This window comes from Pseudarthrobacter sp. S6 (assembly GCF_050156575.1).
GTDB lineage: Bacteria > Actinomycetota > Actinomycetes > Actinomycetales > Micrococcaceae > Arthrobacter.
This window is the reverse complement of the sequence record NZ_CP189581.1, coordinates 3,168,113-3,184,053: the sequence shown is the minus strand read 5'-3', so window position 1 is coordinate 3,184,053 and position 15,941 is coordinate 3,168,113. Positions and strand designations below refer to the sequence as shown.

Annotated in this window: 13 protein-coding genes; 10 read left to right on the top strand and 3 right to left on the bottom strand. The window is 66.7% G+C overall.

Annotation, left to right across the window (positions count from 1 at the left end):
* The first annotated feature begins 1 nt into the window (after window position 1).
* Both rimI and tsaD read left to right on the top strand, forming a co-directional pair.
* A complete protein-coding gene (gene rimI / locus ACQCS0_RS15140; RefSeq protein WP_354153774.1) occupies window positions 2-550 on the top strand; it encodes a ribosomal protein S18-alanine N-acetyltransferase in 549 nt (182 codons plus the stop codon).
* The gene (tsaD, locus tag ACQCS0_RS15135; RefSeq protein ID WP_354153368.1) at window positions 547-1,695 is read left to right on the top strand and encodes a tRNA (adenosine(37)-N6)-threonylcarbamoyltransferase complex transferase subunit TsaD; all 1,149 of its coding nucleotides are present in this window, start codon (window positions 547-549) and stop codon (window positions 1,693-1,695) included. Before rimI ends, tsaD begins: the two co-directional genes overlap by 4 nt.
* Before the next feature lie 103 nt (window positions 1,696-1,798).
* Here tsaD and ACQCS0_RS15130 read toward each other — a convergent pair whose 3' ends face one another.
* Window positions 1,799-2,950 carry a glutamate--cysteine ligase gene (locus ACQCS0_RS15130; protein WP_354153369.1) on the bottom strand — a complete coding sequence of 384 codons (1,152 nt, stop codon included), beginning with the start codon at window positions 2,948-2,950 and terminating at the stop codon, window positions 1,799-1,801.
* Between the two features lie 341 nt (window positions 2,951-3,291).
* On the opposite strand from ACQCS0_RS15130, the gene ACQCS0_RS15125 reads away from it, so the two are divergent.
* Together ACQCS0_RS15125 and ACQCS0_RS15120 are read left to right on the top strand one after the other, a co-directional pair.
* Window positions 3,292-4,743, top strand: coding sequence for a glycoside hydrolase family 3 N-terminal domain-containing protein (locus ACQCS0_RS15125; protein ID WP_426940228.1), 1,452 nt, complete (start codon window positions 3,292-3,294; stop codon window positions 4,741-4,743).
* A 38-nt stretch (window positions 4,744-4,781) separates the two neighbouring features.
* Window positions 4,782-5,600, top strand: a complete 819-nt coding sequence (locus ACQCS0_RS15120) for a shikimate 5-dehydrogenase (RefSeq protein ID WP_426939807.1) — start codon at window positions 4,782-4,784, stop codon at window positions 5,598-5,600.
* A gap of 27 nt (window positions 5,601-5,627) precedes the next feature.
* Here ACQCS0_RS15120 and ACQCS0_RS15115 read toward each other — a convergent pair whose 3' ends face one another.
* Window positions 5,628-6,857 (bottom strand): class I SAM-dependent methyltransferase, encoded by a 1,230-nt coding sequence (locus ACQCS0_RS15115; protein ID WP_354222993.1) that lies wholly within the window; start codon window positions 6,855-6,857, stop codon window positions 5,628-5,630.
* Between the two features lie 54 nt (window positions 6,858-6,911).
* Between ACQCS0_RS15115 and ACQCS0_RS15110 the strand changes: the two genes are divergently transcribed.
* The 3 genes from ACQCS0_RS15110 (at window position 6,912) to groL (ending at window position 9,488) form a co-directional block, all read left to right on the top strand.
* Window positions 6,912-7,295, top strand: coding sequence for a hypothetical protein (locus ACQCS0_RS15110; RefSeq protein ID WP_426938667.1), 384 nt, complete (start codon window positions 6,912-6,914; stop codon window positions 7,293-7,295).
* A 211-nt stretch (window positions 7,296-7,506) separates the two neighbouring features.
* Window positions 7,507-7,800, top strand: a complete 294-nt coding sequence (groES, locus tag ACQCS0_RS15105; protein ID WP_056344177.1) for a co-chaperone GroES — start codon at window positions 7,507-7,509, stop codon at window positions 7,798-7,800.
* Between the two features lie 77 nt (window positions 7,801-7,877).
* Complete coding sequence (gene groL, locus ACQCS0_RS15100; protein WP_248759662.1) at window positions 7,878-9,488, top strand: chaperonin GroEL; 1,611 nt, start codon at window positions 7,878-7,880, stop codon at window positions 9,486-9,488.
* A 186-nt stretch (window positions 9,489-9,674) separates the two neighbouring features.
* Here groL and ACQCS0_RS15095 read toward each other — a convergent pair whose 3' ends face one another.
* Complete coding sequence (locus ACQCS0_RS15095) at window positions 9,675-10,277, bottom strand: dihydrofolate reductase family protein (RefSeq protein WP_354153374.1); 603 nt, start codon at window positions 10,275-10,277, stop codon at window positions 9,675-9,677.
* Window positions 10,278-10,340: 63 nt separating this feature from the next.
* On the opposite strand from ACQCS0_RS15095, the gene ACQCS0_RS15090 reads away from it, so the two are divergent.
* The 3 genes from ACQCS0_RS15090 to guaB all read left to right on the top strand — a co-directional run bounded on the left by ACQCS0_RS15090 (window position 10,341) and on the right by guaB (window position 15,809).
* Window positions 10,341-11,864 carry an ATP-dependent DNA ligase gene (locus ACQCS0_RS15090; RefSeq protein WP_354153375.1) on the top strand — a complete coding sequence of 508 codons (1,524 nt, stop codon included), beginning with the start codon at window positions 10,341-10,343 and terminating at the stop codon, window positions 11,862-11,864.
* Between the two features lie 139 nt (window positions 11,865-12,003).
* Window positions 12,004-14,085 carry an acyltransferase family protein gene (locus tag ACQCS0_RS15085; protein ID WP_426938666.1) on the top strand — a complete coding sequence of 694 codons (2,082 nt, stop codon included), beginning with the start codon at window positions 12,004-12,006 and terminating at the stop codon, window positions 14,083-14,085.
* A 212-nt stretch (window positions 14,086-14,297) separates the two neighbouring features.
* Entirely contained in the window at window positions 14,298-15,809 is a 1,512-nt protein-coding gene (guaB, locus tag ACQCS0_RS15080; protein WP_354153376.1) for an IMP dehydrogenase, read from the top strand.
* The last annotated feature ends 132 nt before the right edge of the window (window positions 15,810-15,941 follow it).

Here is a 15,941-nt window from a genome sequence, read left to right as displayed (position 1 = left end):
CATGCCTACCAGCGCAGACAGTTCCAGCGTCGACGGCGTGGTGTTCCGGGATATGACCCTGGAAGACGTGCCCGCAGTGGACGCTCTAGAGCAGCGCCTGTTCCCGGCGGACGCATGGCCGTTGCACATGTTCCTGTCCGAACTGTCCCAGCACGAAACGCGCCGCTACCTCGTGGCGGAAAGTGGCGGGGACATTGTGGGCTACGCCGGCCTGATGTGCATCGAGCCGATCGCGGATGTCCAGACCATCGCCGTCGTGCCTGAATGTGAAGGCCGGGGCATTGGCGCAAGGCTCCTGACCCGGCTGATCGATGAAGCCCGGCTCCGAGGGGCCGCGGACGTCCTCCTGGAGGTCCGTGCGGACAATCCCCGGGCGCAGCAGCTGTACGTGCGGTTCTGCTTCGAGCAGATCCACGTCCGCCGCGGGTATTACCGCGACGGGGTTGACGCCCTCATCATGCGGCTGCAACTGGTCCCCGAAGGCACAGCCCCCGCACCAGCCGACCCGGCACCAGCCCCGGACCCCACAACAGAAGCAGGCAAGGCATGAACAGCTCGCAGCCCCTGGTGCTGGGCATCGAATCCTCCTGCGACGAAACCGGCGTGGGCATCGTCCGCGGCACCACGCTTCTCACCAACACGGTGTCCTCCTCGATGGACGAGCACGTCCGCTTCGGCGGCGTGATCCCCGAGATCGCCTCCCGCGCACACCTTGATGCCTTTGTGCCCACCCTGCGGCAGGCCCTCGCCGACGCCGACGTGACCCTGGCGGACGTGGACGCGATTGCCGTCACCTCCGGCCCCGGGCTGGCAGGCGCCCTGATGGTGGGGGTCTGCGCCGCGAAGGCGTTGGCCGTGTCCACCGGCAAGCCGCTGTATGCCATCAATCATTTGGTGGCGCATGTCGGCGTCGGGCTGCTGGATGTAAACCCCGACGGCGGTGCTGCCGCCGGCAGCAGGGCCGGCCGTCCCGCCAGCCTCGCGGTTGGGCTCGGTCAGGCCGGCCGTCTCCCGGAGAACCTGGGTGCCCTGCTGGTCTCCGGCGGGCACACCGAGATCCTGAAGATCAACAGCATCACCAGCGACGTCCGGCTCCTCGGCTCCACCATCGACGACGCCGCCGGCGAAGCCTACGACAAGGTGGCCCGCATCCTGGGCCTCGGCTACCCGGGCGGCCCGGCCATCGACAAGCTCGCCCGCACCGGCAACCCCAAAGCCATCCGGTTCCCGCGCGGCCTCAGCCAGCCCAAGTACATGGGCACCGCCGAGGCGCCGGGAAAACACCGCTACGACTGGTCCTTCAGCGGCCTGAAGACGGCAGTGGCGCGGTGCGTCGAGCAGTTCGAGGCCCGCGGCGAAGAGGTGCCGGTGGCCGACGTCGCCGCCGCCTTCCAGGAAGCGGTGGTGGACGTCATCACGTCCAAGGCCGTCCTGGCCTGCCGCGAGCATGGCATCAAAGACGTTCTCTTGGGCGGGGGAGTGGCAGCCAACTCCAGGCTGCGGGAACTCACCGGTCAGCGCTGTGCGTCCGCCGGAATCAAGCTTCATGTGCCGCCGCTGGAGCTGTGCACGGACAACGGCGCCATGGTGGCGGCCCTCGGTGCCCAGCTGGTGATGGCCGGGATCGGGCCCAGCGGCATCCGCTTCGCCCCCGACTCCTCGATGCCGGTCACCGCGGTGTCACTCCCCGCCTGACCTGCCTGCCTGACCTGCTCGCCGAACACCCAACTTGCTCTATCAGCTGTGGTCCCCAAACCGCCGGGTTAGGGACCGCAACTGATAGCGCAAACGGGTGGGGTTATCCAGTGGGCCCGTTCCGCATCTGCTTGACCAGGTCCAGCACCACGGCCTGCAGGTCGCCGCCGTGCTCGGCAGCGACGCGGCGCTGCCGCTGGTACCCCGCGCCGCGGCGGATGATCTTTTCGACGTCGGCCAGTTCGTCGGGGCAGCCGAGCTTCGCGGCCACCGGCTCAAGCCGGTTCAGGGTCTCCAGGAGGTGGTCGGTGACCAGCCGTTCGTTGCCGGCGGCGTCGAGGATGATGATGGCCTCCATGCCGTAGCGGGCGGCGCGCCACTTGTTCTCCTGGATATGCCACGGCGGCATGGTGGGGATAGTGCCGCCGTTGTCCAAGGTGGTGGAGAATTCATCGACCAGGCACTGGGTGAGGGCTGCAATCGCGCCCACTTCCTCCAGGGTGGCCAAGCCGTCGCAGATGCGCATTTCGATGGTGCCGAGGTTGGGAACGGGCCGGATGTCCCAGCGGATCTCGGACAGGGTGTCGATCACACCGGTGGTGAACATGTCCTGGACGTAGGACTCGTATTCGCCCCAGGAGGGGAACTGGAAGGGCAGGCCAGCGGTCGGCAGCTGCTGGAACATCAGGGCGCGGTGCGACGCGTAGCCGGTGTCCTCGCCGCCCCAGAACGGGCTCGACGCAGAGAGCACCTGGAAGTGCGGGAAGTAGTTGACCAGCCCATCCAGCACGGGGAGTGCCTTTTCGCGCCGGTCCAGGCCCACATGGACGTGCACACCATAGATGACCATCTGCCGGCCCCACCACTGGGTCCGGTCGATCAGCTTGGCATACCGGGCCTTGTCCGTCACGGGCTGCAGCTGCGGCGGGCTGAACGGGTGGCTGCCGGCGCAGAAGACCTCCACGCCCATGGGGTCGGTGATTTCGCGGACAGCGGCCAGCGAGCGGCTGAGGTCTTCCTTGGCTTCGGCGGCAGTTTCGCAGATGCCGGTGACCAGCTCCACGGTGTTGAGCAGGAGTTCCTGCTTGATGTGCGGGTGTTCGTCGTCTTCGTTGAGTTCGGGGTGCTTGGCAACCACGCCGCTGAGCACTTCGTTGGCGACCGATGCCAGTTCGCCGGTCTCGCCGTTCACCAGTGCCAGCTCCCACTCCACACCAAGAGTTGATTGCTTCGATGAAGCGAAATCAATCTTCATGCGTTCCCCTAACTGTTCGGATAGCACTGGGCACGCGCCGCGTTCAAGTCTAGTGCAGGGGTAGCATCGTCATGATGGCCTTGTTCATATGGAGCCGTGAGTGTATTCACAAATCCACCCTCTTTTTCGCGGCCGCCGCCGTGGCCGCGATGACGGCCTGCACGGCGGTTCCCACAACCACCCCGGTGACCTCCAGCCCCGCGCCGGCGTTGACCCCGGGGTCAGAGCGTCCGACGACGGCACCTCCGTCCGATTCCCCCTCACCTGACCCCGGGCTGCTGCCGCTGGGCTGGGGCCCCGAACAGCGGGACCAGGATGCCGCCGCTGCCGCCGTGACGGCGATGTCGGTGGAGCAAAAAGCCGGTCAGGTGCTGATTCCGCTGTATGCCGGTACCGACGCCGAAGCCCAGGCCGCAACCATTGAACGCCTCCATCTGGCCGGGTCCATCATCATGGGCGACAACGTCCCGCTCGACGCCCGCGGCCAGGCGGATCCGGCTGCCATGGCGACGGTCAACGCCCGGCTGGCCCAGGCCACAAAAGCTGACGGCAGGCCCTGGCCCGGGCTCATCGGCGTGGACCAGGAGGGCGGGATCGTGGCGCGGCTCGGTGCGCCCCTGACCGAATGGCCAACAGCCCTGAGCTACGGAGCCGCCGGAAATGTGCCGCTCGCCAAGGATGCAGGCCGCGCCCTGTCCGCGGAGCTCGGGTCGCTGGGCTTCACCGTGGACTTCGCGCCTGTGGCGGATGTGACCATCGGGCCCGCAGATCCAACCATCGGTGCCCGGTCCATGTCCGGCAACCCGGACGCAGCGGGAGCGCTGGCTGTGGGGTTCTCACAGGGCATGCAGGAGGCCGGCGTCCTGCCCGCCCTCAAACACTTCCCGGGACATGGCTCCGTGACGGTTGACTCGCACCAGGACCTTCCGGTGCAGCCCGCGGGCATCGCAGAGCTCGAGGCTCGGGACTGGAAGCCCTTCCGGGCAGCCATATCCGCCGGTGTGCCTATGGTCATGACCGGGCACATCGCCGTACCGGCCCTGGAACCCGGCGTCCCGGCGTCGTTGTCCGGCCCCACCTACGCTGCGTTGCGCGGCATGGGTTTTAAGGGTGTGGCCGTGACCGATGCCCTCAATATGAGGGCAGTCCAAAAGCAATACCCGGGCGGCTCTGCATCAACGGCGGCGCTGGCTGCCGGCGCGGACCTGCTGCTGATGCCCACGGACGTGGGGCAGTCCCATGCGGCCATCGTCAGCGCCGTGGCGGCCGGAACCCTGCCCGCGGCGCGCCTGGACGAAGCAGCCATCCGGGTGGCTACCATGATGATTTGGCGCGGCCGCGTCACCTCGCCGCCCGCCGGCTCGGCCCCTGCCAGCGCAGCCCCCGGCAGCGGCGGCGACATCTCGGCGCGGGTCTCCGCGGCTGCAGTCACCGTGCTCTCCGGCCACTGCGGCACCCCAATCGTCCAGGGCAGCCTCCGGATCGCCGGCGGATCAGCGCAGGACCGGGCACGGTTTGAGGCGGCCGCGGCGAAGGCCGGGCTTGGCACCGGGGCGGGCCCGCTGGTCAGCCTTATCGGTTACGCCGGGCGGCCGGTCGGGGGCGATATCGCCGTCGCCCTGGATGCGCCGTGGCCGCTACAGGATTCCAGCGCGCCGGTGAAAATTGCGCTGTACGGCCGGACCCCGGGTGCGTTCGACGCACTGGTTGCCGTCCTGGCAGGCAAGGCGACTGCACCGGGAAAGCTGCCCGCCGCCGTCGGAAGCTATCCGGCCGGGACGGGTTGCCCGTAACACATCGCCGAATCGCTCAACGGCGGTTTAATGGTCGGGTGCCCATTCTGAATAAAGACATGACCTTTTGTATTTCGCTGTCGGCCCGGCCCAGCAACAACGGGACCCGGTTCCACAACCACCTCTACGACCAGCTGGGCCTGAACTGGATCTACAAGGCCTTTGCCCCCACCGACCTGGCCCAGGCGATCGCCGGCGTTAGGGGCCTGGGCATCCGCGGCTGCGCTGTGTCCATGCCGTACAAGGAGGACGTGATGGCCCTCGTGGATGAGTTGGATCCCTCCGCCAAGGCCATCGATTCGGTCAACACCATCGTGAACACCGACGGGCATCTGTTGGCCTACAACACCGACTACACCGCCATCGAGCAGCTCCTTGCCGGCAACGCCGTGCCCACGGATTACTCGGTGCTGGTCCAGGGTGCCGGCGGCATGGCCAAGGCCACCGTCGCGGCCCTGCGCGACGCAGGCTTCACGGACGTCACGGTCATCGCCCGGAACGAAGACGCCGGCCGGGCGCTCGCTGAGCAGTACGGGTTCCAGTGGCGGGCAACGCTCGACGGAGGGACGGCGGACCTGATCATCAACGTCACGCCCATTGGTATGGCGTGCGGCCCGGAAGTGAACTCCTTGTCCTTCCCGGAACATGCCATCGCGGCAGCCAAAGTGGTGTTCGACGTTGTGGCGCTGCCGGCCGAGACGCCGTTGATCAAGACGGCCCGGGCCGCCGGGAGACAGGTGATCACGGGCGCCGAGGTGGCGACCATCCAGGCGCTCGAGCAGTTTGTGCTCTATACCGGCGTGCGGCCCACCGACGAGCAGGTCCGGGCCGCCGAGGACTTTATGCGCGCCCAGTAGGGCCCGGTCTCGGGAGCGTTCGCGGTCTCAGACCGGTTCCACCGAGATGGCCACCCGGTCCTCCCCAATACGGGTCAGGACCAGGGTGGCTGTTTTTTGTCCGGCCTTCTTGCCTGCACCTTTGTTGCCGGCGAACAGCTGCTTGCGCAGTTCCTCCGGGGTTACCGATGTGCCGCGCTTTTTGATGTCCAACACCGTGATGCCGTTCTGCTTCACCCAGGCCTTGAGCGCCTTGACGTTGTACGGCATCACTTCCAGGACCTTGTACGCCCGGGCGAAGGGCGTGTCCACCAGTTCCGGAGCGCAGATATAGGCGATGTGCTCGTCCAGCAGGTGCCCGCCCAATTGAAGCGCGACGTCGGCCACCAGGCCGGCACGGATCACCGCACCATCGGGCTCATACAGGTAGCTCTCTGCCGGACCCACCGGCGCCGCGGGACCGCCGTCGAAGTCGTCAGCGCTGGTCAGCTCGGCGGCACCTTGCGCACCAAGCAGCAGCGCGGCGCGGCGGATTCCGGGCCGGCGCACGGAGTTGAACCACAGGGCCACCTCGGTGACGTCGCCGCCCACCGATATCCACTGCGCCTCGCAGCCAGCGGGAACAGACTCGTGCGGCATGCCGGGGCCCATTTTTACGCCAACGGCGCGCCCGGTGGCCGCGAGCGATTCCACAAAGGACAGGGGCGGTGAAAATGCCTCAGGATCCCAGATCCGCTTGGTACCCGACGTGGAGGTGACGCGGCGTGCGGGATCCAGCCAGACGCCGTCGACCCCGTCCAAAGGGACGGTGGTGGCGTCCGAATGCACCACCGTGGCGTTGGGGAAGGGGATCAGGTTGACCGTGGCGCAGGCGGCGGTGGTTTCGTCCATCTCCACGGCCGTGACCGTGATGTCCATTGATGCCAAGGCCAGGGAATCCGCGGCAAGGCCACACCCGAGGTCAGCCACATGGCGGACGCCGGCCTGCGCAAAGCGCTCGGCATGCCTTGCCGCGACCGTGAGACGCGTGGCCTGTTCCAGCCCGGCCTGCGTGAAGAGCATGCTCCGGGCGAACTCGCCGAACTTCAGCTCGGCCTTGGTGCGGAGCCGGGACTGGGTGAGGACGGCGGAGACCAATGCGGGGGAGTGACCGGCCTTGCGTAGGGCCGCGTTGAGTTCGAACGCCTTGTCCTCGCGGTACGGGCCCAGGGACGCCAGGAGCTCCCAGCCTTCGCTCGTGAGCAGTGGGGCGATCTGGTCCTGCGGTGCTTGAGCCATGGGTTCAAGCCTAGTGGAGGGGGCCGGTGGCCAGATCCGGCTAGGGTTGAAGGCATGGAAGACAGTGCAGGCACCCAGCCGTCCGGACCACCGCAAGCCAGTAAGCCGGACCTGGTGAAGTTCGCCCGCCCCGCGCTGATTGCAGGATCCGCAGTGGCCGTTGTCTGCGTCGCGCTGCTCGTGATCATCTTCTTCCTGGACACGTTCAACGCCACTGTCTACTCCGTGGGCGGCAAGAACATCCAGGACGCCACGGATGAGGCAGGGGAGATTCGCGGCCTATACGCCGGAGCACGCGTAGGCGGCATCATCATGCTGGTGGTCTCGCTGCTGGCTGCCGTGGGCGGCGCCGTGGTTCTGTATCTGCAGCGGGGCATAGTCGAAGAAGGGGACGACGGCGACGAGGACGTCGACCTTGAGGACCTCACCGGCCGGTAAAAGGCTGTTCGCCGGAGACATAATTCTGGCACTCGCCTTGACCGAGTGCTAACCAAAACATAGAGTCATCATTAGCACTCTCCCTAGGAGGGTGCTAACACATGACGAGCTGCCAGCCAGGCTGCTGCCGGCACCGCGACGACGGTTTGCCAGCCACGGCGAAACAGCTCAACTGTCCACAAATTTCGCTGACGTAGAAGGAGAGGTCCGAGTGTCGGTCTCTATTAAGCCTCTTGAGGATCGTATTGTTGTCCGCCCGCTCGAAGCCGAGCAGACCACGGCTTCCGGCCTGGTTATCCCGGACTCCGCACAGGAGAAGCCGCAGGAGGGTGAAGTTGTTGCAGTAGGCCCCGGCCGCTTCGAAGACGGCAACCGCGTGCCTGTCGACGTAGCCGTTGGCGACGTTGTCATCTACTCCAAGTACGGTGGAACCGAAGTCAAGACCGGTGGCAACGAGTACCTCGTGCTGTCCGCCCGCGACGTTCTGGCGATCGTCGTAAAGTAACTCTTTGGATCCCCGTGCCGCTGATCATGCATTCCGCTGGTCAGCTGTGCGGGGTTCTGTCTTGAAAGGACAAAACCATGGCAAAGCAGCTTGCGTTTAACGACGCTGCCCGCCGGTCGCTTGAAGCCGGCATCGATAAGCTCGCCAACACTGTCAAGGTGACGCTCGGCCCCCGCGGCCGCAACGTTGTCCTCGACAAAAAGTGGGGGGCACCCACCATCACCAACGATGGCGTCACCATCGCGCGTGAAATTGAGCTTGATGACCCGTACGAGAACCTTGGCGCGCAGCTGGCCAAGGAAGTCGCCACGAAGACCAACGATGTTGCCGGCGACGGCACAACCACGGCTACCGTGCTCGCCCAGGCCCTGGTCAAGGAAGGCCTGCGCAACGTTGCGGCGGGCGCCGCTCCGGGCCAGATCAAGCGCGGCATCGAGGTTTCCGTAGAAGCCATTGCAGCCCGCCTGCTCGAGAACGCACGCCCGGTTGAAGGCACCCAGGTTGCCAGCGTGGCAGCTATCTCGGCCCAGAGCGACGAAATCGGCGAGCTCCTCGCCGAGGCATTTGGCAAGGTCGGCAAGGATGGTGTGATCACCATCGAGGAGTCCTCCACCACGCAGACCGAGCTGGTCCTCACCGAAGGCATGCAGTTCGACAAGGGCTACCTGTCCCCGTACTTCGTGACCGACTCCGAACGCCAGGAAGCCGTTCTCGAAGACGCCCTTATCCTGATCAACCAGGGCAAGATCTCCTCCGTGCAGGACTTCCTGCCGCTGCTGGAGAAGGCGCTGGCGAGCTCCAAGCCGCTCTTCATCATTGCCGAAGACGTTGAGGGCGAGGCCCTGTCCACGCTGATCGTCAACCGCATCCGCGGCACCCTGAACGTTGTTGCCGTCAAGGCTCCGGGCTTCGGCGATCGCCGCAAGGCCATGCTGCAGGACATTGCAACCCTCACCGGTGCGCAGGTCATCTCCGCGGAACTGGGCCTCAGCCTGGATTCGGTTGGCCTTGAGGTGCTGGGTACCGCCCGCCGCATCACGGTCACCAAGGACAACACCACCATCGTTGACGGCGCCGGTTCCGCAGAAGACGTCGCAGCCCGGGTTTCCCAGCTGCGCGCCGAGCTCACCCGCACCGACTCCGACTGGGACAAGGAAAAGCTCCAGGAACGCCTGGCCAAGCTGGCCGGCGGTATCGGTGTCATCAAGGTCGGCGCAGCCACCGAAGTTGAGCTGAAGGAAAAGAAGCACCGCATCGAAGATGCAGTGTCCTCCACCCGCGCCGCCCTCGAAGAGGGCATCGTTGCCGGTGGCGGTTCCGCTCTGATCCACGCCCTGAAGGCCCTCGACGAGGATCCTGCAGTCAAGGCACTCGAAGGCGACGCCGCCGCTGCTGTGGGCATCGTCCGCCGCGCGCTGGTGCAGCCGCTTCGCTGGATCGCCCAGAACGCCGGTTTCGACGGCTACGTTGTCACCGCCAAGGTTGCCGAGCTCGAAACCAACAACGGCTTCAACGCCAAGACGGGTGAGTATGAGGACCTGATCGCAGCCGGTGTCATCGACCCGGTCAAGGTCACCCGTGCAGCCCTGCGCAACGCGGCATCCATCGCTGCGCTGGTTCTCACCACCGAGACCCTCGTAGTGGAGAAGCCCGCAAACGAAGACGAGCACGCAGGCCACAGCCACTAGTCCCCACCGGCTCCCAAGTCTCGCTTCGCTCGACTTGGGTCCCTCGCCGGTGTGGGCCCACCCACCGGCTCCCAAGTCTCGCTTCGCTCGACTTGGGTCCCTCGCCGGTGTGGGCCCAGTGCCTCTGCATCAAGTCATCGCACAAAGAACCGGTCCAGCTTCGGCTGGGCCGGTTTTTTGTCGCCCCTACGTGGCCGACATTTCCTGCGTTTCAACGTCGCCCGCACGCTCGTAGACCAGAGACACCGCCCCCTTCGGGAAAGTGCGTGCCGGCTCCGCGAGGCGGAATGAGGCGGGGATAGTCCCGGCGTCGAAGAGGCGCTTGCCCTGCCCTAGGGTGATCGGATAGAGCCACAGGTGGAGGCGGTCGATCACGTCTGCCGCGAGCAATGAACGGATGAGGACGCCGCTGCCGAACATGTGCACTTGGTCGTACTCCTCGCGTAGCCGACCCGCGGCCGCGGTATCCGCCAGTACCGTAGTGCCCGCCCAGCTCGGAGCAGTCAGGGTGCTGGAGACAACGAACTTGGGCACCCGGTTGAGCGTGCCGCCGATATCGTTGGACTGGTGCGGCCAGTAGGCCGCGAAGATGTCGTAGGTCTTCCGGCCAAGGAGCAGGGCGTCGATGCGGTCGATCTCGGCGCCGATGGCCGCGCCGGCCTCGTCATCGGACACCGGCGCTTGCCAGCCACCGAAAGGGAAGTCGCCCTCGGTGTCCTCCTCGCGACCGCCGGGTGCCTGGTAGACGCCGTCGAGGGTGATGAACAGGTTCGCGACGATGACTCCCATGCGTTCATTCTGGAACTGCGTTCCGGCACTGTCCAGAGTCGGCGGCCGTGGCAGACTGATGCCATGCTGCTCGATGAGCTCGTGAAAACCTCGGATGCCGTCGCGTCCACCCGCTCCCGGCTCGCGAAGGTCGACGCACTGGCCGATCTCCTGCGCCGGCTCGAGCCAGTGGACATCGCGACGGCCGTCGGCTTGCTTATCGCCCAGCCGCGGCAGGGCCGCGTCGGCATCGGCTGGCGCGGCATGACGGCGGCCATGGGGGAGCCGGCCGCTGAGCCGAGTCTGACGCTGGCCGACGTCGACGCTGCGCTGGACGGGCTGCTTGCCACCGCAGGCGCTGGATCAGCCGCGGAGCGCGCCGCGACTCTCCGGTTGCTCACGGCGGCGGCCACCGAGCGCGAGCAGGCCTTCATCGCCGGCGTGCTGCTCGGTGAACTGCGTACCGGCGCCCTCGAAGCGGTGCTGACGGACGCCGTTGCCCGCGCTGCAGATCGGCCTGTCGACGCCGTACGCCGCGCCGCGATGCTCTCCGGCAATCTCGGCGAGACGGCCTTGCTGGCGATTAAAGGCACGGCGGACCAGCTTGACGACGTGGGCCTCGTCGTCGGCCGTCCCGTGCGGCCCATGCTCGCCGCAACCGCGGCCAGTGCCAGCGCGGCGCTGGAGGCCACGGGGGAGGCATCCGTGGAATACAAGCTCGACGGGGCGCGCATCCAGGTGCATCGCGCCGGCTACGATGTTCGCATCTACACACGCACCCTGGCCGAGGTGACCCACCGGCTGCCCGAGGTGGTGGAGGTGGTGCGCGGACTGCCGGTACGCGATGTGATCCTCGACGGCGAGACCCTCACCCTCGACGAGGACGGCCGCCCCCGACCGTTCCAGGAGACCATGTCGCGGTTCGGGGCGGACGCGGCGCGCACCACGGTGCTGCACCCGTGGTTTTTTGACGTGCTGCACGTGGACGGGCGCGACCTGCTCGACGAGCCGCTGTCAACGCGCCTCGGTGTGCTCGAGCGCATCGCCCCCGAATACCGGATCCCGGGGGAGATCACGGCGGATGCGGCCGTTGCTGAGAGAGTGTCGCGCGATGCGCTCGCCGCGGGCCATGAAGGCGTGGTGGTGAAGGCGGTCCGATCGGCCTACGCGGCCGGTCGGCGTGGGTCCAACTGGATCAAGGTGAAGCCGGTGCTCACCTATGACCTGGTAGTGCTCGCCTGCGAGTGGGGGTCAGGGCGGCGCACCGGGCTGCTGTCGAACCTGCACCTGGGAGCCCTCGACCCGACTGGGGAGTTCGGCGAACCCGGTGGCTATGTGATGGTGGGCAAGACATTCAAAGGCCTCACCGACGCCCTGCTGCGCTGGCAGACCGAGAGGTTCCAGGAGCTCGAGGTGCGCCGCACGGCGGGGACCGTCTGGGTTGAGCCCATCACGGTGGTTGAGATCGCGATCGACGGCGTGCAGCAATCCTCGCGGTATCCGGGCGGAATCGCGATGAGGTTCGCACGAGTCAAGCGCTACCGCGACGACAAGACGGCAGCGGAGGCCGACACCATTCAGACGCTCCGCGGGCTGCTGCGTTCGTAGGGGCGGATCCCTGTCCCGGCCCACCGCGAATCCACACGCACGGCCACCTAAGGTGCCCCACGCGACCGGATCCTGATTGGCCATCGGCACAGCGGCTCCGTAGGCTTGATGCTTTGCTTACCCGCTTGGAGAGGTCTCTGTGTCCAGTGCACCAGCCGAGGCTGCCCCGCGCCCTGCGCTGGACGCAAAGACCGTCACGCGGACGCCCGCCCGGAAACCGACGTTCCGTCCCGAAGTCCAGGGCCTCCGCGCGCTCGCCGTTCTGATGGTGGTGACCTACCATGTGTGGCTTGGCCGGGTGTCCGGCGGTGTGGATGTCTTCCTCCTGATCTCGGCCTTCCTGCTGACGCTGTCCTTCGTCCGGAAGGTGGAAGCCGGTACCTCCCTCAATCTCCTCCGGCACTGGCTGCACCTCTTCAAACGGCTGCTGCCCGCTGCCGTCGTGGTGATCCTCGGGGTCCTGGCAGGCACCTGGCTCATCCTCCCGCAAGGCCGCTGGCCCGTCATCCTGGACCAGGCCTGGGCAGCGCTGCTGTACCGGCAGAACTGGCTGCTGGCGGACACCGCCGTGGACTACTACGCCCAGGACCACGCCTCGGCGAGCCCCCTGCAGCACTTCTGGTCCCTGTCCATCCAAGGGCAGGTCTTTATCCTGTGGCCGCTCGTCTTTGCCGCCTCCGCTGGAGCGTGGCGGCTCCTCCGGCACCGGTACAACGTCAGCTATCGGGCCGTAGTGGCAGCCGCGTTCGCCGGGATCCTCGTCGCCTCGCTCGCGTTCTCGATTGACCAGACGGCCACGAACCAGGCGTACGCCTACTTCGACACCCGGACCCGGCTCTGGGAATTCGCGCTTGGATCGCTGCTGGCGCTTGGCCTGCCGCACCTGAAACCGGGGAAACTCCTGCGTGTGGTGCTCGGCTGGGCCGGCCTGGTGGCCATGGTCTCCTGCGGTCTCTTGCTGACAGTGGACCGCGCGTTTCCCGGTTTCGTGGCGCTGTGGCCCACGCTGGCTGCCGCAGCGATCATCGTGGCTGGACAATGCGGGAGCCGGTACGGCGTGGACCGCCTCCTGAGCTGGAAACCGCTGGTCTCTCTGGGCGACAACTCCTACGCCCTCTACCTGTGGCACTGGCCGGTCCTGGTGCTTGCCCTGGCAGCTACCGGCATCGAGGCTCCCACCTTCATCCAAGGCGCGGCGATCATCGCCGCCTCGGTGGTCCTGGCCGTCCTCACCACCAACTTTGTGGAAAAACCCCTCCGGGAGTGGCGCTGGCCGCAGGTGCGCACCTGGCGCACCGCCGTCGTCGTGGTTGCCTGCTGTGCCCTTCTGGCCGGACCGGTGGCGGTCTGGCAGACGAGCCTCACCGCGGAGGAAGCCGCCACTGCCGCCCAGCCCCGCGAGCTGACGCCGGGAGCCGCCCTGCTGGCCCCGGGCAACGCCGGGGCGTCCGCTCCGCAGGGGAGGATCATTCCCGGGCCCACCGCGCTGGATAACGACTGGGCCGGAATCAATGCGCCGTGTGTCGGTCCCAATGCCGCGGAGGACACTGTCCTTGAAGGGTGCCGGCAGGCCGCCCCCGAAGGTGAAGCCACCAAACGAATCGTTGTGCTGGGTGACTCCCATGCCCAGCAGTATCTGGCCGCCCTGGCTCCCACCGCGGAAGCCCGCGGCTGGGAGCTGGTCACCCTGCTGATGCCGGCATGCCGTTTCGGGGCTGAATTTGAGACGCGAAGTGCCGAGTGCAACGCCTACAACCGCGCCAGCGCAGCGTACGTGCTGGAACACCGGCCGGATGCCGTCTTTACCGTGGCCACCCAGACCCACGAGGAAGCACCGTTCGAGACCGAGGTGCCGGCGTACCTCGATGGCATCCAGCCCATTGCGGACGCCGGCATCGAGATCGTCGGCATCCGGGACAACCCGCGCTTCACCATCAACATGCCCGAGTGCGTCCAGCGCCACGGCGCGGACGCCCCGGCCTGCAACCCGCCGCTGAACGAGTCCCTGGTGGAGCCGTCCCCGCTGGAGAGTTACCGCGGGAAGGTGGACGGGCTGTACCTGATGGACCTTAGCGACTTCATTTGCGCCGGCGGTATCTGCCCGGCCGTGGTAGGCAACGTCTACGTGTACAAGGACGACAACCATCTCAGCAGGACGTATGTGGAAAGCATGATTCCCATGTTTGAGGAGCGGATGCTGGCGGCGACGGGCTGGAACTGACACGCGCCCTGAGTGCCGTTGCTCACAATGGGCTTCCGGAATAGGGGGATCGGCGTGGAGGTTCTAATATTTATTCAAAGCTTTCTGCACGGTGTCCGCGCATGAGGCACCGCATGTACCAAGGCCCTGCACGGACCAGTCCCGTAATGACGGGCTGGTCATTAGCTGCAACCCCTACCCGTGAACCCATAACCAAGGTAAGAGGCGCACTCATGACCCAGCCCGAGCACAATCCTTTCGGCTTCATCGGCCTGACCTACGACGACGTCCTGCTCCTCCCGGGCCACACGGATGTCATCCCGTCCGAGGCTGATACGTCATCGCGGATTTCGAAGCGGATCACCGTCCACACGCCGCTGCTGTCCGCCGCTATGGACACGGTCACCGAATCCCGGATGGCGATTGCCATGGCGCGCCAGGGCGGCCTGGGTGTTATCCACCGCAACCTGTCCATCCAGGACCAGGCCGACCAGGTGGACCGCGTGAAACGCAGCGAGTCCGGCATGATCACCAACCCGCTGACCATCGGCCCTGAGGCAACGCTGGCGGAACTTGATGAGATCTGTTCGCAGTACCGGGTGTCCGGGCTCCCCGTTGTGGACGAGGGCTTGCGGCTCCTCGGCATTGTCACCAACCGCGACACCCGCTTTGTGCCCGAAGCCGACTTCCCGCTGCGGCTGGTCAGCGACGTCATGACCAAGATGCCGCTGATCACCGGGCATGTTGGCATCAGCCGTGAGGAGGCCTCCCACAAGCTGGCCACGAACAAGATCGAAAAGCTTCCGCTTGTTGACGAGCAGGGCCGGCTCAAGGGCCTCATCACCACCAAGGACTTCACCAAGGCCGAGCAGTACCCGCTGGCCACGAAGGATGACGAGGGCCGGCTCCGCGTCGGTGCCGCCATCGGCTTCTTCGGTGACGGCTGGGAGCGCGCCATGGCACTTGTCGACGCCGGCGTGGACGCATTATTCGTTGACACGGCCAACGGCCACTCCCAGGGCGTGCTGGACATGATCCGCCGCCTGAAGTCCGATCCCGTCACGGCGCACGTGGACATCATCGGCGGCCAGGCTGCCACCCGCGAAGGTGCCCAGGCCCTGATCGACGCCGGTGCCGACGGCATTAAGGTGGGCGTGGGGCCCGGCTCCATCTGCACCACCCGAGTGGTGGCCGGCGTGGGTGTCCCGCAGATCACCGCCATTTACGAATCCGCCAAGGCAGCCATCCCTGCCGGCGTACCGTTGATCGCCGACGGCGGCCTGCAGTATTCGGGCGACATCGGCAAGGCGCTGGTTGCCGGCGCCGACACCGTCATGCTTGGTTCCCTCCTGGCCGGGTGCGATGAGTCCCCGGGCGAGCTCATCTTCGTCAACGGCAAGCAGTTCAAGAGCTACCGCGGCATGGGCTCGCTGGGCGCCATGCAGTCCCGCGGCAAGAACACGTCCTACTCCAAGGACCGCTACTTCCAGGCCGACGTCTCCGGTGATGACAAGCTCATCCCCGAGGGCATCGAAGGCCGCGTTGCTTACCGCGGCCCGCTCGCCTCAGTGGCGTACCAGCTGGTGGGCGGCCTCCGCCAGACCATGTTCTACACCGGCGCGCCAACCATCCCGGAGCTCAAGGCCCGCGGCAAGTTCGTCCGCATCACCCCGGCCGGCCTCAAGGAATCGCACCCGCACGACATCCAAATGACCGTGGAGGCCCCGAACTACGGTTCGCGCTAATCCCCGGCGCCTCCCTGACCTCGCTGCGCTTCGGCCAGGGAACCCGGGCGCCGTGGGCCCACCCGGCGCCTCCCTGACCTCGCTGCGCTTCGGCCAGGGAACCCGGGCGCCGTGGGCCCACCCGGCGCCTCC